The organism is Streptomyces sp. NPDC006476 (assembly GCF_040612015.1).
Classification (GTDB): Bacteria; Actinomycetota; Actinomycetes; order Streptomycetales; family Streptomycetaceae; genus Streptomyces; species Streptomyces griseorubiginosus_B.
This window is the reverse complement of record NZ_JBEXPK010000011.1, coordinates 84,761-108,163: the sequence shown is the minus strand read 5'-3', so window position 1 is coordinate 108,163 and position 23,403 is coordinate 84,761. Positions and strand designations below refer to the sequence as shown.

22 protein-coding genes and 1 pseudogene are annotated in these 23,403 nt (G+C 72.1%); 9 read left to right on the top strand and 14 right to left on the bottom strand.

Annotated elements, in window-relative coordinates; all coding sequences use genetic code 11:
• Positions 1–40 precede the first annotated feature (40 nt).
• Genes ABZZ74_RS14700 through ABZZ74_RS14690 form a run of 3 tightly spaced genes read right to left on the bottom strand, consistent with a single transcriptional unit; the run spans position 41 to position 3,626 of the window.
• Positions 41–2,602 (bottom strand): FtsX-like permease family protein, encoded by a 2,562-nt coding sequence (locus tag ABZZ74_RS14700; RefSeq protein ID WP_356764692.1) that lies wholly within the window; start codon positions 2,600–2,602, stop codon positions 41–43.
• Positions 2,599–3,348 carry an ABC transporter ATP-binding protein gene (locus ABZZ74_RS14695; protein ID WP_356764690.1) on the bottom strand — a complete coding sequence of 250 codons (750 nt, stop codon included), beginning with the start codon at positions 3,346–3,348 and terminating at the stop codon, positions 2,599–2,601. The genes ABZZ74_RS14700 and ABZZ74_RS14695 overlap by 4 nt, the downstream gene beginning before the upstream one ends.
• A complete protein-coding gene (locus tag ABZZ74_RS14690; RefSeq protein WP_356764688.1) occupies positions 3,345–3,626 on the bottom strand; it encodes an SHOCT domain-containing protein in 282 nt (93 codons plus the stop codon). Before ABZZ74_RS14690 ends, ABZZ74_RS14695 begins: the two co-directional genes overlap by 4 nt.
• Before the next feature lie 178 nt (positions 3,627–3,804).
• Here ABZZ74_RS14690 and ABZZ74_RS14685 point away from each other — a divergent pair, with 178 nt between their 5' ends.
• Genes ABZZ74_RS14685 through ABZZ74_RS14675 form a run of 3 tightly spaced genes read left to right on the top strand, consistent with a single transcriptional unit; the run spans position 3,805 to position 5,866 of the window.
• Complete coding sequence (locus ABZZ74_RS14685; protein ID WP_356764686.1) at positions 3,805–4,365, top strand: TetR/AcrR family transcriptional regulator; 561 nt, start codon at positions 3,805–3,807, stop codon at positions 4,363–4,365.
• Positions 4,366–4,376: 11 nt separating this feature from the next.
• Positions 4,377–4,961: a DUF4865 family protein gene (locus tag ABZZ74_RS14680; protein WP_356764684.1), complete on the top strand. Its 585-nt coding sequence runs from the start codon at positions 4,377–4,379 to the stop codon at positions 4,959–4,961.
• Positions 4,958–5,866 carry a phosphotriesterase gene (locus ABZZ74_RS14675; RefSeq protein ID WP_356764682.1) on the top strand — a complete coding sequence of 303 codons (909 nt, stop codon included), beginning with the start codon at positions 4,958–4,960 and terminating at the stop codon, positions 5,864–5,866. Before ABZZ74_RS14680 ends, ABZZ74_RS14675 begins: the two co-directional genes overlap by 4 nt.
• A 16-nt stretch (positions 5,867–5,882) precedes the next feature.
• Here the strand turns inward: ABZZ74_RS14675 and ABZZ74_RS14670 are convergent, their stop codons facing one another.
• The 3 genes from ABZZ74_RS14670 to ABZZ74_RS14660 form a co-directional block, all read right to left on the bottom strand.
• Positions 5,883–6,410 (bottom strand): SMI1/KNR4 family protein, encoded by a 528-nt coding sequence (locus tag ABZZ74_RS14670; RefSeq protein ID WP_356764680.1) that lies wholly within the window; start codon positions 6,408–6,410, stop codon positions 5,883–5,885.
• 102 nt (positions 6,411–6,512) lie between these two features.
• On the bottom strand, positions 6,513–6,968 hold the full coding sequence (locus ABZZ74_RS14665; RefSeq protein WP_356764678.1) for an RpiB/LacA/LacB family sugar-phosphate isomerase: 456 nt from the start codon (positions 6,966–6,968) through the stop codon (positions 6,513–6,515).
• Positions 6,969–6,988: 20 nt separating this feature from the next.
• Positions 6,989–8,230 carry an ROK family protein gene (locus ABZZ74_RS14660; protein ID WP_356764676.1) on the bottom strand — a complete coding sequence of 414 codons (1,242 nt, stop codon included), beginning with the start codon at positions 8,228–8,230 and terminating at the stop codon, positions 6,989–6,991.
• 157 nt (positions 8,231–8,387) lie between these two features.
• On the opposite strand from ABZZ74_RS14660, the gene ABZZ74_RS14655 reads away from it, so the two are divergent.
• Positions 8,388–9,521 (top strand): methyltransferase, encoded by a 1,134-nt coding sequence (locus ABZZ74_RS14655; RefSeq protein WP_356764674.1) that lies wholly within the window; start codon positions 8,388–8,390, stop codon positions 9,519–9,521.
• A 17-nt stretch (positions 9,522–9,538) separates the two neighbouring features.
• On the opposite strand, the gene ABZZ74_RS14650 is transcribed toward ABZZ74_RS14655, so the two are convergent.
• Together ABZZ74_RS14650 and ABZZ74_RS14645 are read right to left on the bottom strand one after the other, a co-directional pair.
• The gene (locus ABZZ74_RS14650; protein WP_356764672.1) at positions 9,539–10,387 is read right to left on the bottom strand and encodes a class II fructose-bisphosphate aldolase; all 849 of its coding nucleotides are present in this window, start codon (positions 10,385–10,387) and stop codon (positions 9,539–9,541) included.
• A gap of 56 nt (positions 10,388–10,443) precedes the next feature.
• Positions 10,444–11,325, bottom strand: a complete 882-nt coding sequence (locus ABZZ74_RS14645) for an SIS domain-containing protein (protein ID WP_356764670.1) — start codon at positions 11,323–11,325, stop codon at positions 10,444–10,446.
• Between the two features lie 124 nt (positions 11,326–11,449).
• Here ABZZ74_RS14645 and ABZZ74_RS14640 point away from each other — a divergent pair.
• The 3 genes and pseudogenes from ABZZ74_RS14640 to ABZZ74_RS14630 all read left to right on the top strand — a co-directional run.
• Positions 11,450–11,648: pseudogene (locus ABZZ74_RS14640) on the top strand (alkaline phosphatase); the annotation flags it as partial.
• 114 nt (positions 11,649–11,762) lie between these two features.
• Complete coding sequence (locus ABZZ74_RS14635) at positions 11,763–13,601, top strand: glycoside hydrolase family 15 protein (RefSeq protein ID WP_356764668.1); 1,839 nt, start codon at positions 11,763–11,765, stop codon at positions 13,599–13,601.
• A 41-nt stretch (positions 13,602–13,642) separates the two neighbouring features.
• Complete coding sequence (locus ABZZ74_RS14630) at positions 13,643–15,127, top strand: amidohydrolase (RefSeq protein ID WP_356764907.1); 1,485 nt, start codon at positions 13,643–13,645, stop codon at positions 15,125–15,127.
• Positions 15,128–15,146: 19 nt separating this feature from the next.
• On the opposite strand, the gene ABZZ74_RS14625 is transcribed toward ABZZ74_RS14630, so the two are convergent.
• The 4 genes from ABZZ74_RS14625 to ABZZ74_RS14610 form a co-directional block, all read right to left on the bottom strand.
• Positions 15,147–15,443: a hypothetical protein gene (locus tag ABZZ74_RS14625; protein ID WP_356764666.1), complete on the bottom strand. Its 297-nt coding sequence runs from the start codon at positions 15,441–15,443 to the stop codon at positions 15,147–15,149.
• 105 nt (positions 15,444–15,548) lie between these two features.
• Positions 15,549–16,535 carry an alpha/beta hydrolase gene (locus tag ABZZ74_RS14620; RefSeq protein ID WP_356764664.1) on the bottom strand — a complete coding sequence of 329 codons (987 nt, stop codon included), beginning with the start codon at positions 16,533–16,535 and terminating at the stop codon, positions 15,549–15,551.
• Positions 16,536–16,663: 128 nt separating this feature from the next.
• Positions 16,664–17,647, bottom strand: a complete 984-nt coding sequence (locus ABZZ74_RS14615) for a trypsin-like peptidase domain-containing protein (RefSeq protein WP_356764662.1) — start codon at positions 17,645–17,647, stop codon at positions 16,664–16,666.
• A 284-nt stretch (positions 17,648–17,931) separates the two neighbouring features.
• Positions 17,932–19,041, bottom strand: a complete 1,110-nt coding sequence (locus ABZZ74_RS14610; protein WP_356764660.1) for a GNAT family N-acetyltransferase — start codon at positions 19,039–19,041, stop codon at positions 17,932–17,934.
• A 368-nt stretch (positions 19,042–19,409) separates the two neighbouring features.
• On the opposite strand from ABZZ74_RS14610, the gene ABZZ74_RS14605 reads away from it, so the two are divergent.
• Positions 19,410–20,582 (top strand): acyl-CoA dehydrogenase family protein, encoded by a 1,173-nt coding sequence (locus ABZZ74_RS14605; protein ID WP_356764658.1) that lies wholly within the window; start codon positions 19,410–19,412, stop codon positions 20,580–20,582.
• A gap of 3 nt (positions 20,583–20,585) precedes the next feature.
• On the opposite strand, the gene ABZZ74_RS14600 is transcribed toward ABZZ74_RS14605, so the two are convergent.
• Together ABZZ74_RS14600 and ABZZ74_RS14595 are read right to left on the bottom strand one after the other, a co-directional pair.
• On the bottom strand, positions 20,586–21,410 hold the full coding sequence (locus tag ABZZ74_RS14600) for an SMP-30/gluconolactonase/LRE family protein (RefSeq protein ID WP_356764656.1): 825 nt from the start codon (positions 21,408–21,410) through the stop codon (positions 20,586–20,588).
• Between the two features lie 79 nt (positions 21,411–21,489).
• The gene (locus tag ABZZ74_RS14595; protein WP_356764654.1) at positions 21,490–22,188 is read right to left on the bottom strand and encodes an FCD domain-containing protein; all 699 of its coding nucleotides are present in this window, start codon (positions 22,186–22,188) and stop codon (positions 21,490–21,492) included.
• Between the two features lie 308 nt (positions 22,189–22,496).
• On the opposite strand from ABZZ74_RS14595, the gene ABZZ74_RS14590 reads away from it, so the two are divergent.
• Positions 22,497–23,393 (top strand): proline iminopeptidase-family hydrolase, encoded by an 897-nt coding sequence (locus tag ABZZ74_RS14590; RefSeq protein WP_356764652.1) that lies wholly within the window; start codon positions 22,497–22,499, stop codon positions 23,391–23,393.
• Positions 23,394–23,403 lie beyond the last annotated feature (10 nt).

Sequence of the window (23,403 nt, the reverse complement as noted above, 5' to 3'; positions counted from 1 at the left end):
CGGGCGGTGATCGTCTGAGCGGGTCGGCCCGTCGGCGCGCCTATTCGGCGGCTATCGCGTGCAGCACGTCCAGACGTGCCGCACGCCGGGCCGGGCGGAGGCCCGCGAGGGCGCCCGCGGCGAGGCCCACCAGGGCCACGACGAGCAGTTGGGCGGGCGGGATCGCGAAGGCGAAGCTGCTGTCGCTCGCGCCGTCCGACGCCTTGACCAGGACCCAGCCGAGGAAGGCGCCCAGGCCGAGCCCGCCGGCGGTGCCGAAGGCGGCGACCAGGACCGACTCCCAGCGGACCATGGCCCGAAGTTGCGCGCGGGTCTGGCCCACCGCACGCAACAGGCCCAGTTCGCGCGTGCGTTCATGGATCGCCAGGGTGAGTGTGTTGGCGATGCCGAGCAGTGCGATGAGGACCGCGAGGGCGAGCAGGGCGTAGACGAGCGTGAGCATCATGTCGATGCCACCGGCCGAGGACTGGGCGTACTCGTGGCGGGTCTGGACGCTGGGATTGCCGTACCGCGCGGCCACTTTCCCGACCGCCGCCTTGCCCGCGTCCGCGCTCACACCCTTCTTGAACGTGACGGCGACCAGGGTGTCGGAGTCCTGGGTGCGGTGCGGGGCCCAGGCCGCCCGTGTGATGACGTAGTCACCGGCGAGTTCGGACCGGCCGTACAGGGCGCGGACCGTGAAGGTCTCCTTCTTGCCGTCGGTGAAGGTGAGTTGGGCCCTGTCGCCGGTGGCGAGATGCTGTTCGGCCGCCTCCTTGCGGGTGATGGCGATGCCGTCGGTGCCCAGGTCGCGCAGGGAGCCCTGGACGGTGCCGAGGTCGAAGGTGCGTTGCAGGGCGACGGGGTCGGTGACCGTCAGGGCCCGTCCCGCTCCGTCCACTTTCGCCACTCCGCGGCCGAGGCCCACGGCCGTGTCGACCTGCGGCAGCCGCTGGATCGCTCCGGCCAGGCGCGGGCTCAGTCCGCTGCCGCCCGCGCCGAAGGACGGGGTGCTGACCGCCACGTCGCCGGCGAAGGAGCGGGAGACGGTCTGGTCCATGGTGGCCTTGAGCGAGGCGCCGAAGACCGTGAACAGGGACACGACCGCCACGCCGATCATCAGCGCACTGGCCGTGGCGGCCGTCCGCCTGGGGCTGCGCAGCGCGTTGCGGCGCGCCAGAGCGCCGGTGACGCCCCGGAGTCCGCCCAGCGGCGCGCCGAGAACCCGCAGGGCGGTGGTGGCGGCGACCGGCCCCAGGACCACGAAGGCGACCAGGGCTAGTACGGCGCCGAGTCCCGCCGTCCACACGGACGGTGAGACCAGCACTCCGCTGAGCGTCGCCGCGACGGCGAGGGCGGCCAGGCCCAGACCGGCGACCGCGCGGGTGCGCGAGGCGCCGGAGGTGTCGACGGCCGTCTCCCGCAGGGCCGCCAGCGGGGCGGTGCGGCCGGCGCGTACGGCGGGCAGGAGCGCCGAGCCGAGGCAGACCACGATGCCGACCGCGAGCGGCAGTGCCATGGACAGCGCGCTGATCACCAAGTCGCCGTCGGGGAAGGGGAATCCTATGGCCGGGAAGAGGGCTTGCAGGCCGGCGGCGATGCCGATGCCGCCCGCGAGACCCGCTGCCGACGCGGCCACGGCGACGGCGGTTGCCTCGACCAGGGAGGTCGCGGTGACCTGTCGGCGTGAGGCGCCAAGAGCCCGCAACAGGGCGTTCTCGCGGGTGCGTTGGGCGACGACGATGGCGAAGGTGTTATGGATGGAGAAGGTCGCGACCAGCAGGGCGACGCCGGAGAAGACGAGGAGGAAGGTGGTGAAGATCGTCAGGAACTGGCTGGAGATCATGTCGAAGTTCTCCTGCGCCGACTCCTGACCGGTGATCGCCTCAACACCCTTGGGAAGGACCGGAGTCAGGCGGTCGACGAGCTGTTTCTCGCCGATGCCGGGGCCGGCCCGCACCTTGATGCTCGCCGCCTGTCCGGGCCTGGCCGAGAGGTACTTCTCGGCGTCGGCGCGGGTCATGCCGGTGAAGGTCACCTGGGCCATGCCGTCCTCGCCCCCGAAGGTCGCGAGGCCCACGATCGTCACCTTGACCGGGTCCGGGGTGCGCAGGGTCGTGGTGTCGCCGATCCGCAGATCGCCCTTCTTCGCGGCGCCCCGGTTGACGACGACCTCGCCCGTCCGCCGCGGGGTGCGGCCCTGGGCGAGTCGGTACGGGTTCAGCTTCGGGTCGGTGATCCAGTTCCCGGCGAGGGTGGGCGGGCCCTGGCCGCCGATGGCCTTGCCGTTGCTGCCGACGAGCTGGCCGGCGCCTTCGATGTCGGGCTCGGCGGCCGCGACGCCCGGCACCCTGGCGAGGGTGGTGACCAGGGAGGTGGGAACCGGCTGCCGTACGCCCTGACTCTCGCCGGGCGTGGTGATGGTGTCCGTACTGCGGACGACGGCGTCCGTGCCGCTGGTCGCGTCGCCGAACATGGTGTCGAAGCCGGCACGGAGCGTGTCGCCCATGACGAGGGTGCCGGCCAGGAAGGCCACGCCGAGGAAGACGGCGAGGAAGGTGCCGGCGAAGCGGCGCTTGTGGGCGCGCAGGGAGGTGGCGCTCAGACGGACGGCGGCGTTCATGACGGCACCTCGAAGGCTTTCATCCGGTCCAGGACCCTGTCGGCAGTGGGGGCTTCCATGCGGTCGACGAGGCGTCCGTCGGCGAGGAAGACGACCTCGTCGGCGTGGGCGGCGGCCACCGGGTCGTGGGTGACCATGACCACCGTGCGGGCGGTCTCGCGCGCGGTGCGGCCGAGCAGACCGAGGACCTCCCCGCCGGCCCGGGAGTCGAGGTTGCCGGTCGGCTCGTCGGCGAAGACGACGTCCGGACGGCCCGCGAACGCCCGTGCCACGGCGACGCGTTGCTGCTGGCCGCCGGAGAGTTCGGCGGGCCGGTGGTGCAGGCGGTCGCGCAGACCGACGACGTCGATCAGCGCGTCGATCCACTCCAGGTCGCCCCTGCCGCCCGCGAGGTCCAGGGGAAGGGTGATGTTCTCGGCGACGGTCAGTGTGGGCACCAGGTTGAACGCCTGGAAGACGAAGCCGACGCGGTCGCGGCGCAGGAGGGTGAGCCGGCGGTCGTCGAGGGCGCCGAGGTCGGTGTCACCGATGTGGGCGGTGCCGGAGGTGAGCGTGTCGAGGCCGGCCGCGCAGTGCATCAACGTGGACTTCCCGGAGCCCGAGGGGCCCATGATCGCGGTGAAGCGGCCGGCGGGGAAGTCGACGCTCACCCCGTCCAGGGCCCTGACCTCGGTGTCGCCGCGGCCGTACACCTTCACGGCGTCGACGACCCGGGCGGCCGTCCGCACGGTGGTCGCGGTCGTCATGCGGCACCGCCCTTGCGGCCGAACTGCTCGTCCAGGACGGACAGCCGACGCCAGTACTCGTCCTCGTCGATCTCACCGGAGGCGAAGCGCCGGCCGAGTACGGCGAGGGGCGAGTCGCCGGTGGGCCGGTCGTCCATCGGGTGCCAGGGTCCGCGGCGGCCGCGCCGGACGGTACGGCGCAGGAAGGTGGCGACGCCGATCACGACGGCCGCCCAGATCAGCGGGAAGAAGAGGATCCAGGGGCCGGGGCCGCCGTGCCAGTCGGCAAGGGTCTGCATCTCGGGTCATCTCCTCATCAGGGTCCTGTGGGTGATGCCTCGAGACTCGCGCCGGAAGGGGGTCCGGGTCGTCGTACGGCCAGCGGCAGTGCGCCTACCTCCCGGGGAGTACGAGCGCCTTCCGCCGCTGCTTCCTCCGCCCTCGACGTCTGTAACTACTAGTATGTACAGTTGCTTCATGAGCACTGCGGACCGACTCGTCGAATCCACCCGTGAGCTGCTGTGGGAGCGCGGCTACGTGGGCACCAGCCCCAAGGCGATCCTGGAGCGGGCGGGCGCCGGACAGGGCAGCATGTACCACCACTTCAAGGGCAAGCCGGATCTCGCGCTCGCGGCGATCCGGCGGACGGCCGAGGAGATGCGGGCCACCGCCGAGGGAGTACTCGGCGGGCCGGGGACGCCGTACGAGCGCATCGAGGCGTATCTGCTGCGCGAGCGCGACGTGTTGCGCGGCTGCCCGATCGGCCGTCTGACCATGGACCCGGACGTCATCGCGAGCGACGAACTGCGCGCCCCGGTCGACGAGACGCTCGACGCCATCCGCGAGCTGATCGCCGGAATCGTCGAGGAGGGCAAGGAACAGGGCCTGTTCGGGCCCGCGCTGGACGGCGAGGAGATCGCAGCGACGGTTCTCGCGACCGTGCAGGGCGGTTACGTCCTGGCCCGCGCCTCCGGCTCCCCCGCCGCCTTCGACGCCGGCGTCCGCGGACTGCTCTCCCTGCTCGCACCCCCGGCCTGAGGAGGCACCGGATGCACGCCATGCAGTACGAGCTGACCCTGCCCGCCGACTACGACACGGGCATCATCCGTGCCCGCGTCGCACGGATCGGGCATCTGCTGGACGACTGGGAGGGGCTGGGCGTCAAGACGTATCTCCTGCGCGAGCGCGGGCAGTTCGGGTCTCCGGTCAACCAGTACGCGCCCTTCTATCTCTGGAACACCATGGAGGGCATGAACTCCTTCCTCTGGGGCGGCGCCTTCCAGGGCCTCAGCGATGACTTCGGGCGGCCGTCGGTGCGGCAGTGGTCGGGAGTGGCGTACGAGGAGGGGAGCGCCGCCGGTTCACTCGCCCGGTTCGCGGTGCGCGGGCGCCGACTCGTACCGGAGGGAGCGGAGTTGGCCCAGGTCATGGGCGACGCGGCACGGGAGACCGAGCGGCTGGCCGGGGAGGACGGGGCGGTGCTCGCGGCTGCCGCCGTGGACACGAGCCGTTGGGAGCTGGTCCACTTCTCGCTCTGGGGGCACGACGCGCCCAAGGCCGAGGGGGATGTGTTCCAGGTGCTGCACACGTCGGCGCCGGGTCGGGAGCGGTTGCCGCGGGGGCGACAGTGGTGAGTGCGGTCCGCACGGTACTGGGGGACGTACGGCCGCAGGAGCTGGGTGTGTGCGACGCGCACGACCATCTGTTCTTCGGCACTCCGCTGCTGCCGGGTCAGGAGTTGCGGTCCCTGGGCGCGGCGCGGGAGGAACTGGCCGCGTTCCGGGCTCAAGGGGGTGGCGCGGTGGTGCAGTGGACGCCGTATGGCCTGGGGCGGCGGGCAGCCGATCTGCCGTCGCTGTCCCGGGAGACCGGGGTGCACGTGGTGGCGGCGACCGGGCTGCACCAGGCCGCCCACTACACCGAGGACATGCTCGCCGGGCTGCGCGGAAAGCTGGCCGAGGTGTTCGTCTCCGAACTCACCGACGGTATCGGCACGTCAGGGGTGCGGGCGGGGCTCATCAAGGTCGCCGACGGGTTCCACGCCCTCGACGCGCACGCCCGCTGGACGATGACCGCGGCGGCCGAGGCGCACCGGGCGACGGGCGCCCCGATCGCCGTGCACCTGGAGCTGGGGACGGGCGCGCTGGACGTACTGGACCTGCTCTGCGGCGAGTTGGGGGTTCCGCCGCACCGGGTGATCCTCGGCCACGTGAACCGCTCCCCCGACTTCGTGGTGCAACGCCAGGCCGCGGAGACGGGTGCGTATCTGGCCTTCGACGGTCCGTCACGTACCCATCACGCCACCGACTGGCGCATGCCCGACGCCGTGGCGGCCCTCGCCGAGGCGGGCTTCGGTGACCGACTCCTGCTCGGTGGGGACACCGTGACGGACAGCGCCCGCTCGGTCAACGGCGGCCCGGGGATGCCGTATCTGCTGCGAAGGGTCCGGCCGCGGCTCGCCCTGGCGCTGGGCGACGACCTCGTGGACCGGATCTTCACGCGGAACCCGGGCCGCGCGTTCGGGGTGGAGTGGCGCTGACCGTCCGGGACCGGCCTCAGCGGCAGAGTTCGTCGAGGTCGTCGGAGAAGGTCGGGAACTCCGCCTGGGCCTCGGCGATGATCTCCTCGGCCGGGCGGCGCGGAGACGTGGCGTGCTCCTCGGCGAGTTTCGTCAGCTCCGCACTCGGCCGGGCATCGCGTCGGCCGAACTCGACGACCTCCATCGGTCCGAGGCCGTCGGCCAGCAGCCACAGGAAGTCGGAGAGGCTGCCGGCGACCACGCCCCGCTCCCCCTCCGAACCGAGGAACACCACGGGCTGTTCAGGGAGCGGTCGCCCGGGTCGCACACACCAGAGGGCGGCCAGGCCGCCGGTGCCGTCCTGCCCGAAGACCCGGTAGGCGTCACCGTCGACGTCCCGGTTGCCGGTCCAGTTGCGCAGCCAGTCGGTGGTCTCCACGGCGGAGTCGAAGGCGTCGTACGGCTCGAAGTCGACGCCCTCGCCGTCGTCGTAGTCGAACTCCACCTGGGCCACTGCGGCCAGAGCGGGCGGAAAGCGGCGGTCGCCGTCTGTTCTCTCGGTCATGCGCGCAGGCTATCCGTGGCCACTGACACTCGGCCTAGGCCACGGAGATGTCCACCGAGGGGCGCAGTTTCGCCGCCGCCGCCAGGGCCTCGTGTCAGTGACTCAGGCGGTCGCCCTGTCGCCGTCGAGACGCTCGACGCGTTCCACGTTCTGCCGGTCCTCGGCGTCCGCGCTGGCCTCGCCGGCGAACCAGGCGTCGAGGATCTCCTTCAGCAGCGGCTCCGACGTCAGCCGCAGACTGAGGGCGAGCACATTGGCGTCGTTCCAGCGGCGGGCGCCGTCCGCGGTGTAGGCGTCGGTGCACAGGGCGGCCCGTACGCCCGGCACCTTGTTCGCGGCGATGGAGGCGCCGGTGCCGGTCCAGCAGCACACGACCGCCTGGTCCGAGGCGCCGGAGGCGACGTCCCGGGCGGCCGCCTCCGAGCAGGCGGCCCACTGGGGGTCGTCGCCGGGGCTCAGCGCGCCGTGCGTCACGACCTCGTGGCCCCGCTCGGTCAGCTGCGCGAGGAGCGAGCGCGCCACAGGTTCGTCCATGTCGGAGGAGACGGAGATCCGCATGCCCCGAGAGTACGTCGCACTCAGGCTCCGAGCGCGGCCAGGGGATCGTCCAGCACCGGCTGCCACGCCAACTCCGCCGCTCCGACCAGGCTGTTGTGATCCAGGGTGCAGGGCAGGATCGGCACGCTGCCGCTCTGCCCCCACAGGCTGCGGTCGGCCACGACGGCGCGTAGCCGGTCGGGATCGGCGTCGAGGAGGGTGCGGTGCAGGCCGCCGAGGATGATGCGGTCGGGGTTGAGGATGTTGACGAGGCCTGCGAGGCCCAGGCCCAGGCGGTCGATGAGGGTCTCGGCGGCCCTGCGCACGGTCGGGTCGGCGTAGTGGTCGCGGACCAGGTCGTCGGCCTGTTTGAGCAGGGAGTCCGCCGGGCCCGGATCACGCCCGGCGGCCGTCAGCAGGGCCAGCGGGTCGGCCTCGACGTCCAGGCAGCCGCGGCTGCCGCAGTGGCAGGGGCGGCCCGCTGGGTTGACGGTGAGGTGGCCGACCTCCAGGGCGAGGCCCGAACTTCCCGTGTGCAGACGGCCGTCGAGGACCAGCGCGCCGCCCACGCCGCGGTGTCCGGTGGCCACGCACAGCAGGTCCCGGGCGCCGCGGCCGGCGCCGTGCCGGTGTTCGGCGAGGGCGGCGAGGTTGACGTCGTTGGCCGCGAAGGCCGGTCCGGTGATCCCGGCCGCGCGCACCCGCTCCGCGAAGATCCGCCGGACGGGGGCGCCGACAGGCCAGGCCAGGTGGAGGGGGTTGAGGGCGAGACCGTCGGGTTCGGCGACGGCGGACGGTACGGCGAGACCGGCGCCGACACAGCGCCGTCCCGTCTCCCGCAGCAGTTCCGCGCCCGCATCGACGACCGAGCCGAGCACCTTGGCCGGGTCGGCGTCGACGGTCTCGCAGCCGGGCGCGGTGGCGACGATCCGTCCGCCGAGGCCCACCAGCGCCGCCCGGAACCCGTCGGCATGCACCTGGGCGGCGAGCACGACCGGCCCCTCGTCGGCCACCGCCAGCCGGTGCGAGGGCCTGCCCTGCGATCCGGCCGCCGCGCCGGGCCGGGCGTCGACCCTGATCAGCCCGAGTGCCTCCAGCTCGGCGGCGACGGCACCGGCCGTCGCCCGGGTCACCCCGAGCTCGGCGGTGAGCACGGCCCGGGTCGGCGCACGCCCGGTGTGCACGAGCTCCAACGCGGGCCCGAGCGCACCGCGCCCCCGGTCCAACCGCGTCCTCGAGGTGGTTCCTTCCCCCGCCGGCCGGGGGTCCGCCTTGCCGCTCATGAGGGCGAGTCTCCCATGATCCGCAGGCGCCGGGGCCACAGGCGGCCGACCCTGCCGTACACGATGCAGGTGCGGGTCCGGGACAGCAGCCCACCCATCCTCCCCGATCAGCCCTGAGCTGGGGCTCCGCTAGCCTGGTCGGACGATGAACGACCGTATGACGACGCCGTGGGGCGAGCTCGCGCTGGCCCGGTTTCCCGAGGATCCGCGCGACCGGCTGCGTGCCTGGGACGCCTCCGACGAGTATCTGCTGAGGCATCTCGCGCAGGAGAAGGTACGCCTGGACGGCACGGTCGTGGTCGTCGGGGACCGGTGGGGCGCGTTGGTGACCTCGCTGGCGGAGCACCGGCCCGTGCAGATCACGGACTCCTTCCTCGCGCAGGAGGCCACCAGGGCCAACCTCGCCCGCAACGGCGTCGAAGCGGGTGCCGTAGAGCTGCTGACCACGCAGGACGACCCACCCGAGCGGATCGACGTGCTGCTGGTGCGGGTGCCGAAGAGTCTCGCGCTGCTGGAGGACCAGCTGCTGCGGCTGGCGCCCGCCGTGCACGAGGGGACCGTGGTCGTCGGTACGGGGATGGTGAAGGAGATCCACACCTCGACGCTGCAGCTGTTCGAGCGGATCCTCGGACCGACCCGCACCTCACTGGCGGAGAAGAAGGCGCGGCTGATCTTCTGCACGCCGGATCCGACGCTGGAGCGGCCCGGCAATCCGTGGCCGTACAGCTATGCGCTGCCGGACGGCATCGGTCCGGTCTCTGGGCGGACGGTCGTCAATCACGGCGGGGTGTTCTGCGCTGACCGGCTGGACATCGGGACGCGGTTCTTCCTGGGGCATCTGCCCAGCGCCCGGGGCGGCCGCCGGGTGGTGGACCTGGGCTGCGGGAACGGGGTCGTGGGGACGGCGATGGCGGTCGCCGACCCGGACGCCGAGGTGCTGTTCGTGGACGAGTCGTTCCAGGCGGTGGCCTCGGCGGAGGCGACATACCGGGCGAGCGGGGTGGCAGGACGCGCCGAGTTCCGGGTCGGGGACGGGCTGGCCGGGGTCCCGGCCGGGAGCGCGGACCTGGTGCTGAACAATCCGCCGTTCCACTCGCACCAGGCGACGACCGACGCGACGGCCTGGCGGATGTTCACCGGGGCGAAGCGAGTGTTGCGGCCCGGTGGTGAGCTGTGGGTGGTCGGCAACCGGCACCTGGGGTACCACCTCAAGCTGCGCCGGCTGTTCGGCAACAGTCAACTGATCGCCGGTGACCCGAAGTTCGTGGTGCTCAAGGCGGTCAAGCGGTAGTGGCGGTCAAGCGGTAGTCAGGCGAGGGTGCGGACGATGTCCGTGACCGTGCGCACCATCGCCTCACGGCCCACGCTCAGGTACTGGCGCGAGTCGACCGCGTCGGGGTGCGCGGCGAGGAACTCCCGGATGGCGGCCGTCATGGCGATGTTGAGCGCGGTGCCGACGTTGACCTTGGCGATGCCGCCCGCGACCGCACGGGCGAGTTCGTCGTCGGGCACGCCGGAGGAGCCGTGCAGGACGAGCGGGACGTCGAGCACGGCGGTCAGGCGTTTGAGCAGGGCGTGGTCGAGGGCGGCGGTGCGGGTGGTCATGGCGTGGGTGCTGCCGATGGCGACGGCGAGCGCGTCGACCCCTGAGTCGGCCACGAAGGCGCGGGCCTGGTCGGGGTCGGTACGGGCGCCCGGGGCATGGGCGTCCAGCGCGGGCCGCCCGCTCTTGCCACCGATCTCACCCAACTCCGCCTCGATCCACAGGCCTTGGCCGTGCGCCCAGTCGGCGGCGGCGCGGGTCGCCGCGAGGTTCTCCTCGTAGGGCAGCCGGGCCGCGTCGTACATGACCGAGCTGAAACCGGCGCCGGGCGCCTGGCGCAGCAGGTCGTCGCTCTGGACGTGGTCGAGGTGCAACGCGACGGGGACGGCGGCGCGTTCGGCGGCGACGGCGGCGGCCCGGGCCAGCGGCAGCAGGCTGCCATAGCGGAACTTGACGGCGTTCTCGCTGACTTGGAGGACGACCGGAGCTCCGGCGGCTTCGGCACCTGCGATCACGGCCTCGACGTGTTCCAGCGTGATGATGTTGAAGGAGGGGACGGCGGACTGTGCCGCTGCGGCCCGGGTGACGAGTTCACCGGTGGTGGCGAGGGGCACGATTGCTGCCTTTCTGGGCGTCAGGGCGAATCTGACCGTCAGGACGCATCTGGGCGTCAGGGCGCGAGGATCACCGAGCGGGTGAGATGGCGGGGCCGGTCCGGGTCGAGGCCGCGCGCGGCGGCGACGGCGACGGCGAGGCGCTGGGCCCGGACCAGTTCGGCCAGCGGGTCGAGGTCGCCCGCCACCCACAACCCGCCCGTACGCCGCACCTGTTCGGCGAGCCCGTCGGGGGCCTCGCCCAGCATCCAGGTCGCGGTGCCACGGGTGGTGATGCTGATCGGTCCGTGGCGGTACTCCATCGCCGGGTACGCCTCGGTCCAGGCGAGGGATGCCTCGCGCATCTTCAGTCCCGCCTCGTTCGCCAGTCCCACCGTCCAGCCCCGGCCGAGGAAGGTGAACTGCGTGCACTCGACGAGCCCTTCGGGCAGCGGGGTCGCCAACGCGGTGCGGGCGTCGGCGACCACGGCGTCCGTGTGCAGCCCGAGGTGGGCACGGAGGAGGGTGAGGGCGGTGGTGGCGAACCGGGTCTGTACGACCGAGCGTTCGTCGGCGAAGTCGAGCACGACGACCTCGTCGGCGGCCGTCATGACCGGGGTGCCGGGGTCTGCGGTGATGGCCGTCGTCCGCGTGCTGCCCTTCAACTCGGCCAGCAGGTGCAGGACTTCGGTGGTGGTGCCGGAGCGGGTCAGGGCCAGGACACGATCGTAGGCGCGTCCGTGCGGGAACTCCGAGGCGGCGAAGGCGTCCGTCTCGCCCTGCCCCGCGCCCTCGCGCAGTGCCGCGACCGACTGCGCCATGAAGTACGAGGTGCCGCAGCCGACGATCGCGACCCGCTCCCCGGGCGCCGGGAGCGCCCCGCCGTGCCGTTCCGCTTCGGCGGCGGCGCGCGTCCAGCACTCGGGCTGACTGGTCAGCTCGTCCTCGACATGGGTCATGCCGGAGCCCTCCCCTGCTCGTGATTGTTCTTGCAAGATATAGCCGACTTTCGAGCATAATCAAGCAGTCAGGACGAGGTCGTGCACGCCGGGATCGCCGGAGATCGAGGAACGGAGGGCGCTGATGTCGCGGGGGCCCCGCTGGAAGGCGCTGCGAGAGCTGCTCGTGGACCGCGGCGGGCTCGACGTCGCGGACGCTTCCGAGGAGCAGGGGGATCTCGAAGGAGGCCGCCGATCTGATCATGCCCGGTGAGGCGGTGGGCCTCACAGGCGGCCCGACCACCCCGGCGGTGGCCCGCGGCCTCGCCGTCCGAGCCGACCTTCTCCGGGGCGTGACCGGCTGGCGCGGTGTGTTCTCTCCCCGAGATCCGCGCGCTCACGGCGTCGATTCCGCCTAGGCTGAGGGCGGGATGCGTGTCCGGGGCAGGGAGGCCACGATGGGCGCACGAGTGAGCGATCAGGAGGTCCCCGGGGCCGGCCCGCGCTATCTGCCGATCGCCGAGCACGGTCTGATCGGCGACCTGCGCACCGTGGCCCTCGTCGGGACCGACGGCACCATCGACTGGTACTGCTGCCCGGCCTTCGACGCGCCCAGCGTCTTCGCCTCGATCCTGGACGCCGAACGCGGCGGGTGCTTCGAGCTCGCCGCGACCGTGCCGGCCAAGACGAAGCAGTTCTACTTCCCCGACACCAACGTGCTGATCACCCGGTTCTTCACCGAGGACGGTGTCGGCGAGGTGCAGGACTTCATGCCCGTGAACGGCGGGAAGGTGGAGGCCGAGCGGCATCGACTGATCCGGCGTGTGGTGTGCGTGCGCGGCTCCATACCGTTCCGCACCCGGGTCGCCCCGCGCTTCGACTACGGCACCCGGCCGCACACCGTGCACATGGCCGGCGCGGCCGCGGTCTTCGCCTCCGACGGACTCTCCCTCGCCCTGACCGCGACGGTGCCGCTCGCGGCCGAGGGGCTGGACGCGCGGGCCGACTTCAAGCTCTCGGAGGGCGAGACGGCGGTGTTCGCGCTGGACCAGCTCGGCGGTGACCTCCAACCGCGCCGGTGCGCGAAGCTGGAGGCGGAGGAGCAGTTCGGCACGACCGTGGCGTACTGGCGTCGCTGGCTGTCCGCCTCCAAGTACCGGGGCCGCTGGCGGGAGATGGTGCACCGCTCCGCCCTCACCCTGAAGCTGCTCACCTACGCGCCCACCGGCGCGATCGTCGCCGCGCCGACGACGAGCCTGCCCGAGCAGCTGGGCGGCGAACGCAACTGGGACTACCGGTACGTGTGGGTGCGCGACGCCGCCTTCTGCGTGTACGCGCTGCTGCGCCTCGGGTTCACCGACGAGGCCGAGGCGTTCATGAAGTTCCTGACCCAGCACGTCAGTCCGTCGACCGACGGGCACTCCGCCCCGCTGCAGATCATGTACGGCATCGACGGCCGCACCGACCTCACCGAACGCGAACTCGAGCACTTCGAGGGCCACCACGGCTCGGCTCCGGTACGGGTCGGCAACGCGGCGGCCGACCAGCTCCAGCTCGACATCCACGGCGCCCTCATCGACTCGATCTACCTCTACGACAAATGGGCCAAGCCGATCTCCAGCGACCAGTGGGACGACGTGTGCGCGCTGGTGGAGTGGGTGTGCGAGCACTGGAACCAGCCCGACGAGGGGATCTGGGAGACCCGCGGCGGCCGCAAGAACTTCCTGTACTCGCGGCTGATGTGCTGGGTGGCGATCGAGCGGGCCATCCGCATGGCCAACCGGCGCGGGCTGCCCGCCGATCTGCCGCGCTGGCGCGAGGCCCGGGACACGATCTACCGGCGGATCATGACCCACGGCTGGTCCGAGGCCCGCCAGGCCTTCGTCCAGCACGAGGACGACGACGTCCTGGACGCGGCCGTCCTGATGATGCCGCTGACGAAGTTCATCGCCCCGACCGACCCCAAGTGGCTGTCCACACTGGACGCGCTGACCAAGGAGCTGGTGTCCGACTCCCTCGTCTACCGCTACGACCCGATGGCCAGCCCCGACGGACTACGCGGCGACGAGGGCACCTTCTCCATCTGCTCGTTCTGGTACGTCGAGGCCATGGTCCACGCCGGCCGCATCGACGAAGCCCGCCTTGCCTTCGAGAAGATGCTGACGTACGCCAACCATCTGGGCCTGTACGCCGAGGAGATCAGCAACACCGGTGAGCAACAGGGCAACTTCCCGCAGGCGTTCACCCATCTCGCCCTGATCAGCGCCGCGTTCAACCTGGACAAGGCCCTCGGCTGACGACCCCTGTGGGAGAGCCTCCGGTGACGACCCTCGACAGCATGCCCGGCCGCCCGGCGGACGGCCTCGACGCGCTGACCCTCACCCGGGTGCGGCTCGGCCCGGGCGGCCCGCTGGGCAGCGTGCGCGTCGCCGAGGGACGCGTCGTCGCCGTCGTGGAGGGCGAACTGGACGGCGGCGAGCTGGACTTGGACGGGCGGACCGTGCTGCCCGGCTTGTGGGACGCGCACGCGCATGTCGCGCAGTGGGCCGGAAACCGCCATCGGGTGGACCTGTCCGGGCATGCCTCGGCGCGGGCGGTGGCCGAGGCCGTACGGGCGCACACGGCCGGTCTGCCGGCCGGCGAGACGGTGACGGGGCAGGGTTTCCGGGACGGGCTGTGGCCCGACGTGCCGCACAAGGCGCTGCTGGACGCGGTGTGCCCGGACCGGCCGGTCGTGCTGATCAGCGCCGATCTGCACGCCGTGTGGCTGAACTCGGCCGGTCTGGCGCTGGTCGGCCGGGGGGACCACGCCACGGGACTGCTGCGTGAGCACGAGTGCTTCGCGGCGATGCGCGCGCTGCCCGAGGTGCCCGCGGAGGTGCAGGACCGCTGGGTGGCCGAGGCCTGCCGGGACGCGGCCGCGCGGGGTGTCACCGGGGTCGTCGACTTCCACTTCTCCGACAACATCGCCGATTGGAGCCGACGTTCGGTGCACCAGCCGCCCGCGGTACGCGTCCGGGCGGCCGTCTATCCGCGGCACCTGGAAACGGTGATCGAGTGCGGTTACCGGACGGGGGACGTGCTGCCCGGTACCGGAGGCCGTGTCCAGGTGGGCCCGCTCAAGCTGTTCACGGACGGTTCGCTCAACACGCGGACGGCGCTGTGCTGCGACCCGTACTCCGGGTTGGAGGGCACGCGCGAGGAGTACGGCAGCCAGGAGACGTCGTACGACGAACTGGTCCGTCTGATGCGGCGCGCGGCCGCCCAGGGCATCGAGCCCGCCGTGCACGCGATCGGCGACCGGGCCAACTCCCTTGCCCTGGACGCGTTCGCGGCCGTCGGCTGCCGTGGACGGATCGAGCACGCCCAGTTGCTGACGACCGCCGACGTGCCGCGGTTCGCGGAGTTGGGGGTGACGGCGAGTGTGCAGCCCGCGCACGCCACCGACGACCGTGACGTGGCCGACCGGCACTGGGCCGGGCGTACCGGGCGGGCCTTCGCCTACGCGGATCTGCTGGCGGCGGGCGCCCGGCTGGAGTTCGGCTCCGACGCTCCCGTCTCGCCGCTGGATCCCTGGCTGGGCATCGCCGCCGCCGTCCACCGCACGAACGACGGACGCCCCGCCTGGCACCCCGAGCAACGCATCCCGGTACGGGCCGCGTTCACGGCGTCGGCAGGCGGCCGCTCCGCGCTGCGGCCCGGCGACACGGCCGACCTGGTGATCGTGGACGTCGACCCACTGGACGCCGACGCGCACACCCTGCGCGAGATGCCGGTGCACGCCACGATGCTGGGCGGCCGCTGGACGTACGGCCGTTGGTGACGCCCGGGCGCGGAGCCCTCTACGGCGTCACCACGGTGTGTGCCGGATAGACCTTCGGCTGCACGTCCGGGACGCCAAGGTCCCTCAGGATCGGCAGGATGGTTTCGCCGAACTCCCGGAACGCCTCCTCGGACTCCCAGACGTCCACGACGAGCCAGCCGTCGTCCGTGGGGGCGGCGGTGTGCGAGATGAGCCCGGCCACCGGCCAGTCACCGGGGGACTTGACCGGGCCGGGCCGGCCGGCCACCTTCTCCGCGCTTCCCTCGTACTGCTCGCGGGTCATCCCCGGAACATCGAAAACCGCGACGATCGCCATGCTGACTTCCCTTCCTCGGAGGTGGGAGAACTCCGGCCAGTCGACCAGCCGGAGCGGCCGCCCGCGCGCGGACCTGAGCCGATCAGGGCACGGTCGCGCTCATTCTCAGACCCGGAGGGTGGTGAGCCAGTCGGTCAGGAGGTGGTTGGTCTCCTCGGGGCGTTCCTGCTGGATGAAGTGGCCGCAGCCGTCGAGGACGTGGCACGAGGTGAGGCCGGGAAGGGTGGTGGGGTACGCCTCGATCGCGTCCGCCAGCCACGTCGTGGAGGCGTCGAGCGCGCCGCCGGCGAAGAGGGCGGGCTGCTTGAGCGGGGCGCCGTGGTGGGCGGCCAGGTCCTTCCAGTCGCGGTCCATGTTCCGGTAGCGGTTGAGTGCCCCGGTCAGTCCGGTCCGCTCGAACTCCCCGGCGTAGACGTCGAGTTCGTCCTCGGCGAGCCAGGCCGGGAGGGGCCCGGCGGGGAAGCGCTCGCGCAGCGTCCCGCCCCGGGTGACGAAGTGCGGGTCGGGAGCACCGGGCGCCGGCATGGTGTCGGCGGACAGGGCGGCGTAGAACCCGGCGAGCCAGCCGCGGACGTCCGGCTCGATCTCGGCCTCGGCGCGGCCGGGCTCCTGGAAGTACGAGACGTAGAACTCCTCCTCGCCGCCCATCCCGGCGAAGACCTCGCTCGGCCGGGGGCCGCCGGGCGGCGTGTACGGCACGCTCAGCAGGCCCACCGCGCGGAAGACGTCGGGCCTGAGCAGCGCGGACATGGCGGCGATCGTGGCGCCCCAGTCGTGCCCGACGATCACCGCGGACCGCTCCCCCAGGGCCTCGACCACGGCCACGTTGTCCGCGACCAGGTCGAGCATCCGGTACGAGGTCACCGCGTCCGGCCTCGAGGAGCGGCCGTAGCCACGGACGTCGATCGCCGCGGCACGGTACCCGGCGGCGGCCAGGGCGGGCAGTTGGTGGCGCCAGGAGTACCAGGACTCCGGGAAGCCGTGCACGAGCAGGACCAGGGGTCCGCTGCCCTGCTCCACGAGGTGGGTGCGGCCCGCCGGTGAGGACACCAGGCGGTGGATACGGTCGGTGACGGCGTCGGGATACGCCACGGGTCCTCCCGGGGTGGGTGCCTGCGGTGGCCACTGCCGATCATGCTGCGGCCGACGCGGCCCACACGACACTTGTTGCCGTTTCGGCAACACCGCCGCTTCGGCAACCCCGGGCAGGAGAAGCGGTCTCAGTCGTCCGCGACGAGTTCGACAGGCGTGGCGATGACGTCCACCAGGGCCTCGCCGCGCAGGGCGGTCAGGGCCAGCGGGCGCTCTATGGCGTCCTCCAGCATCAGGCGCTGCAGGGACTGGGCGCTGCTGACGGGTTCGCCCTGGGCGGTGACCAGCAGGTCACCGGTGCGCAGGCCGGCGCGGGCGGCCGGGGAGACGGGGACGACCTCGACGACGCGCAGGCCGGTGGTCACGCCCGTGCGGGCCCGGAGCGTGGGCGGGAGCGGTGCGGGGATGCCGGCGACACCGAGGTAGGCGCGGCGGACCCGGCCGGTGGAGAGCAGCGCCGCGATGATCTTGCGGCTGGCGTCGTTCACGGGGATGGCGAGGCCCAGTCCGACGTCTGCGATGGCGGTGTTGATGCCGACGACACTGCCGTCCGCCGTGGCCAGGGCCCCGCCCGAGCTGCCGGGGTGGAGGGTGGCGTCGGTCTGGACGACATTGTCGACGACCCGCGTCGCCGTGCCGACGCTGGTCGGCAGCGAGCGGCCCAGGGCGCTGACCACGCCGGCGGTGACGCTGCCCGCCAGGCCGAGCGGGTTGCCGACCGCCACGACCAATTGGCCGACCCGCAGCGCGTCGGCCTCGCCGAGGCGGACCGGGGCCGGGGTGGGGCCGTCGGCGCGGACCACGGCGAGGTCGGACAGCGGGTCGGCGCCGATGACGTGGAAGGGAGTGGTGGTGCCGTCGGCGAAGGATGCCGTACCGGCGTCGGAGTGCCCGACGACGTGGGCGTTCGTGAGCAGGAAGCCGTCGTCGGTGAAGACCACCGCGGAGCCGGTGCCGACCACGAAGCGGCCTCGGGCGCGGCGGTGCGCGACGTTGAGGGACGCCACCTTCGGGGTGAGCTCGGCGGCGACCGAGGTGACGATCCGGGAGTAGGAGTCGAGCGCGGCCTGCTCCGCAGGGGAGCGGCCGGGCCCGGAGAGTGTCTCGGCCACGAGTCGACCTTTCCGCCTGCCCCGGGGCTTCTCCATGCGCCCAGGGGCCCGGATTACATGCTTACACCCCTGCATCCGCGCACGGTACGCACTTCGCTGCGGGCTGACACCGGGCCCCCGGATTCATGGCGGGCTGACACCGCCCTCGGCTTCACAGCGGGCTGACACCGCGGCCCCCGGATTCACTGCCGGCTGACACCGCACCGCGCCCCCGGCTCAACCGCACCGAGAGCGCCCCGGGCTCCCTGCGCGCCGACACCGCCCCGTCTTCTCGGTTCAGCCGTTCAGCCCGTGCCGCGGCCCTTGACGCCCGCCTCCGCACGGCTGCGCAGGGTGCCGGCCGTCCGCAGGAGTCGGTCGGCGGGGGCGCGCAGTTCGGGGTGGGCGTTGACCGTGTTGCGCAGGCCGCGCACGGGCCGGCGCCACAGGCGGTGGGCCGCCGCGACGGGGTGGGGGCGGCTGACGAACCCTTCCGCCACCCGCAGCTCGCGGGTCTTGAGCCAGTCCTTGTACTCCTTGTCGCCGCGCCCCAGGTCCATCAGCGTCACGCCGTTGCGGGCGGCGGCCTCGGCGGTGCGCAGGTGCATCATCAGGCCCGGCGAGTACCGGTGCAGTTCGGGGTCGTAGGCGGTGAACCACGCGGCGAGGACCGTGCGGGATCTCGGCCCGAAGTGCGCGGCCACCGGCCGGTCGCCGGCGTAGAGGACGGACAGGACGCCGGTGAAGTGCTCCTCGCGGACCTCGAACAGGTGGTTGACCAGATCGACGATCCACGGCCGGGCGAACCGGTCCATCCGCCCCGTTCTGCGGTACTGGGCGGACTTCCACTGCATGAGCCGGCGCAGCATCCGCGGGTCCCGCTCGTCGAACTCGAACCGCACCTCGCCCACGTCGCGGCCCAGCCGGCGCTCCTTCTTCAGGGTCGTCTTGGCGTGCCCCGGGTAGGCGCCCCGCAGCCACTGCGCATAGCCGCTGGGGTCGGGCTTGAGGTCGACCACCGGGGAGGCGAAGGTCCCCGTGACATGTCTGGCGAAGGGTTTCTGCTCGGCGACGAGATGGTCGAACTCGAAGATGGACAGTCCGCAGGCCTTCAGCAGTTCCTGGGCGTTCCAGGTGACGCCGGGACGGTGCACGAGGGCCTGGCAGTCGGAGAGGCCCAGGCCGATGGCCCTGCCCACGCCGAGGGCGTTGCGCTCGTAGGGGAAGAAGCCGACCGGTGAGCCGTTCTCGCGCAGGACGGCGACACGGGTGCCGGAGCGGTGTCCGCCGATGCCCAAGGTGAACTCCGGGGCCAGGAAGGGGTTGGAGTACTCGGGTGACTCGTCCATCGCGCGGTGCCACGCCTCGCGGAGCGATGCGTTCAGCTCGTCGACTCTGTGGACCGTGACATCCACGTCAGATCAACCGCCCTTCCACGGGTTCCGTGCGGAACGTGCCGGCCGTGGCGCAGGCCGGTAGGGCGTGTGGACTGCTGTTGCTGGATCGCATCGGCGACCGCTCCCCCCGTGACGCGCTGTCCGCGTCGTACTTCTTTGAGTATCAGCCGATTCCACGCCGTGTACACGGTCGTTCCGTGATTGACCGCCACGTTCCGGACCACCCGGCGAGGATCAAACGTCGCGAAACAGTACGCATGTTGTCAAGACCGTCCACCGCTACGGAAGATGCCGGTGGCCGTTTCACAGGTGCCCGCGGGCGGGTGCCGTTGACACGTGGTGGGTCCCGCGTCACGGTGAGGGCCCGTCGTGCCCGGAGGTCCGCCATGGCTCCCTCGTCAGCACCCCGCACCGACACCGGCATCGTCGAGCGCGTCCGCGCGCTCCGCCCCTTCATCGGTGAGCAGGCACTGCGCACGGAGCAGGAGCGCAGGGTGCCCGACGAGGTCGTCGCCGCGCTGACGGACGCCGGGGTCTTCCGGATGAACGTTCCCCGGCGCTACGGCGGTTACCAGACCCGGCCGCGCGTCCAGGTCGACACTTTGGCCGAAATCGCCGCGGCCTGCGGGTCCACCGCGTTCGCGGCGCTGATCCAGGCGGGCTGCGCGTTCATCGCGGCGCTCTTCCCCGACGAGGCGCAGGACGAGATCTTCACCGGTCCCGACGTACGGGTCGGCGGCACCCTCGTCCCGGACGCGGTGGCGGTCGCCACGGACGGCGGCTATGTCGTCAACGGGACCTCGGGGTTCGCGACCGGCTGTCGGCACGCCGACTGGCATCTGCTGACGGCGCGGGTGGAGAACGCCGACGGACCGCCCGAGGTGCTGTGGACCGCCGTGCCCATGGCCGAGCTGGAGATCCTCGACGACTGGTTCGTCTCGGGGCTGGCGGGCAGTGGCAGCGACAGCGTCGTCGCCCGCGACGTGTTCGTCCCGGCCCACCGGGTGCTGCCCGTCGGGCCGATGCTGGCGGGCGAGTTCCCTTCCAAGACCAACGCCGACGACCCCTTCTACCGGACTCCGGTGCTGCTGATGTTCTGCGCCTGGACGGCGCCGGCCGCGCTCGGTCTGGCGCGGGCGGCGCTGGAGGGGTTCACCGAGCGGATCCACCGGCGGGGCATCACGTACACCTTCCACCAGCGGCAGAGCGAGGCGGCGGTCACGCATCTGCAGGCGGCCGAGGCGGCGATGAAGCTCTCCTGCGCCGAGTCGCTGACGGGCGACTTCCTCGCACGTATCGAGGCGGGCGAGCCGTTCGGCGTGGCGGAGCGGGCCAGGATCCGGGCGCAGAGCGGCTATGTGGCCCGGCTGTGCAAGGAGGCCGTGGACATCGTCGCCTCCGCGTCCGGCGCGTCGTCGCTGCGCCGGGAGGTGCCGATCCAGCGGGCGGTGCGCGATGTGCAGGCCCTGAATCTGCACTCCTTCGTCAATCCCGCCACCAACCTGGAGCTGTACGGACGGGTCCTGTCAGGGCTGGACGCGGGGACGCCGTTCCTGTGAGTCCTACGGCGCCGGTACCTCGACCGGGACCGTGAGCACCTGGCCGCTGCCGGGCGCCACCAGTTCGCCGCCGGTCATGCCCTGCCACCGTGCCGCGGTGACGAACAGCGTCCGACCCGAGAGCGCGCAGGCGAACGCGCCCCGGTCCAGGGAGACCGTCCGCAGGACGCCGCCGCCCTCGGCGACGCGCACACAGCGCCGGTTCGGTACGTCGGCGTACCAGACGGCGTTCTCCGCGTCGACGCAGATGCCGTCCGGGGTGCCCTCGCCGAGGTCGGCCCAGACGCGCCGGCCGGACAGTGAGCCGTCGGGGTCCACGGTGAAGCCGACCAGTTGATGCCGGTAGGAGTCCGCGACGATCAGCGTGGAGCCGTCGACCGTCATGGTCATGCCGTTGGGGAAGGCGAGGTCGTCCGCGACCTCGCGGACCGCGCCGTCGGGGGTGACCAGATGGACGAAGCCGGGTCTGACGTCCTCCCCGGCCATCGGGTCGAAGCCGATCCGGTTGACGTACGCGTTGCCGCGGTCGTCGACCACGATGTCGTTCCAGCCGGGAGCGCCGAGATCGGCGTACGTCACCAGGCTTCCGTCGGGCTCGCGGCTCAGCAATCGCCCCTCGGCGGACGAGACGATCAGCAGCCGGCCGTCCGGGAGCCATTCGGTGCACAGGGGCAGCGACGCCACCCGGGCGACCACCTCGCTGCGGCCGGACAGGTCCACGGCGACGACCTCGCCCGCGGACCAGTCCGAGAAGTACAGCCGTCCGCCGTGGATGCGCGGGGACTCCGGCAGGCCCCTGCCGGTGAGCAGCCTGGACACCTCGGTCATGGTGGTCACATCCCTTCGATCGAGCCGGCCCCCTCACTTTTCGGACGAAGAGCCGTCCGCCGGATCGACACATCCGGGGTCAGGACGGATCCACGGCCTTCACCCGGGTCAGGACGTCCCGGATCATCTCGGCACTGATCATGAAGTGGCGTCGCGCGATCTGCTCCGCGCGCTCGGGCTCGCCCGCCGCGATGGCCTCGTACAGCGCCTTGTGGTCCTCGCCGCCCTGGTGGAAGCGGGTGCGCTCGCCCTTGCCCCAGGGTTCGACCGGGAAGCCGAGGCTGATCCGGGCGAGCAGGTCACGGCTGAGCATGACGATCTGCGGGTTGCCGGTGGCGGTGCGCACCGCCTGGTGGAAGGCGCTGTCCGCGGTCTGCTCGTCGCGGGGGGTGCGGGCGGACAGGTAGGCGGTCAGGGCGTCCCGCATCGGCTCGAGGTCCTCGGGGCGCCGACGCCGGGCAGCGGTCGCGGCCACCATGCCCTCCACCAGACCCCGCAGGTCGAAGAGTTGCTCGAACTCCTCCCAGCGCGGTACCAGGGTGTGCCGGACGGCCGCGGCGGTCGACTCGGTCCAGCTGTCGCGCACGTAGGCCCCACCGTTGCGGCCGCGGCGGATCTCCACCACGCCGACGGCCTGCAGACGGGCGACCGCCTCGCGCACGGTGGGCCGGCTGACCCGCAACAGCCGGATCAACTCGCGTTCCACGGGGAGCCGTTCACCGGGCAGGAAGTCGCCGACGGCGATCGCTGTCAGCAGCCGGTCGCAGACCTCGTCCACGGCGGAGGCCACCCGGACGGGGCGCAGCTCAGGTGAGGGGGCACCGCCGAGCAGGACACGGTCCAGTACGCGGGAGAACTCGCCGCCGGGTTCGGACGGCTCAGGTACGGATGTCAGCTGGTACCCCCTTGTTCGCCGCTCCTGTTAACGCGGGCGGGCCACGTTAATCCGCTGTTACGTCTTGGCCTGGCCCGACTAAAAGGTCTTGTGCGCTGACCATTTACCCAATCAGTATCTCATCCATCCGTCACACCCATCTTGTTTCAGCCAGCGGCCGGTTCTCTACGGCCGGTCTGGGAGGCTTCCCCGTGGCGATCCCCGAACCGAACCGCACCGGAACCGTCGACTTCAACGGCTGGTCCACCTGGTACCGGATCACGGGCGAGCCGGGCAGGACACCCCTGGTGGTTCTGCACGGCGGACCCGGTGCCGGTCACAACTACACCCTGAGCATCGCGGGCATCTCCCGGCAGGGCCGTCCCGTCGTGCACTACGACCAACTGGGCACCGGCCTGTCCACCCATCTGCCCCACAAGGGCGCCGACTTCTGGACCGTCCAGCTCTTCCTCGATGAACTCGACAACCTGCTCACGGAGTTGGGCATCGCCGACGCCTACCACCTCCTGGGCCAGTCCTGGGGCGGCATGCTCGCCGCCGAACACGCCGTACGCCGCCCGCCCGGACTGCGCGGTCTGGTCATCGCCAACTCCCCGGCCTCCATGGAGCTGTGGCTGGCGGCGGCCGCCGAGCTCCGGGCCGAACTGCCGCCGGAGGTCCAGCTCACCCTGTACGCCCACGAGACGGCAGGGACCACCGACCACCCCGACTACCGCGCGGCCGAACAGGTCTTCAACGAGCGCCATGTGTGCCGCCTGACCCCCAACCCTCCCGAAGTACAGGCCACCTGGGACAACATCGCGGCCGATCCGACGGTGTACCACACGATGAACGGGCCGAACGAGTTCCACGTCGTCGGCACGCTCAAGGACTGGACCGTCGTCGACCGCCTGCATCTCGTCGAGGTGCCGACCTTGCTGGTGTCCGGCCGTCACGACGAGGCGACCCCCGAGACCCTCCACCCCTTCGCCGAGCGCATCCCCGACGTGCGCTGGCACATGTTCGAGCACTCCAGCCACATGCCGCACGTCGAGGAGGAGGAGCTCTACCTCCGGGTCGTGGGCGCCTTTCTCGACTCCACCGACTGATCCCCCACCT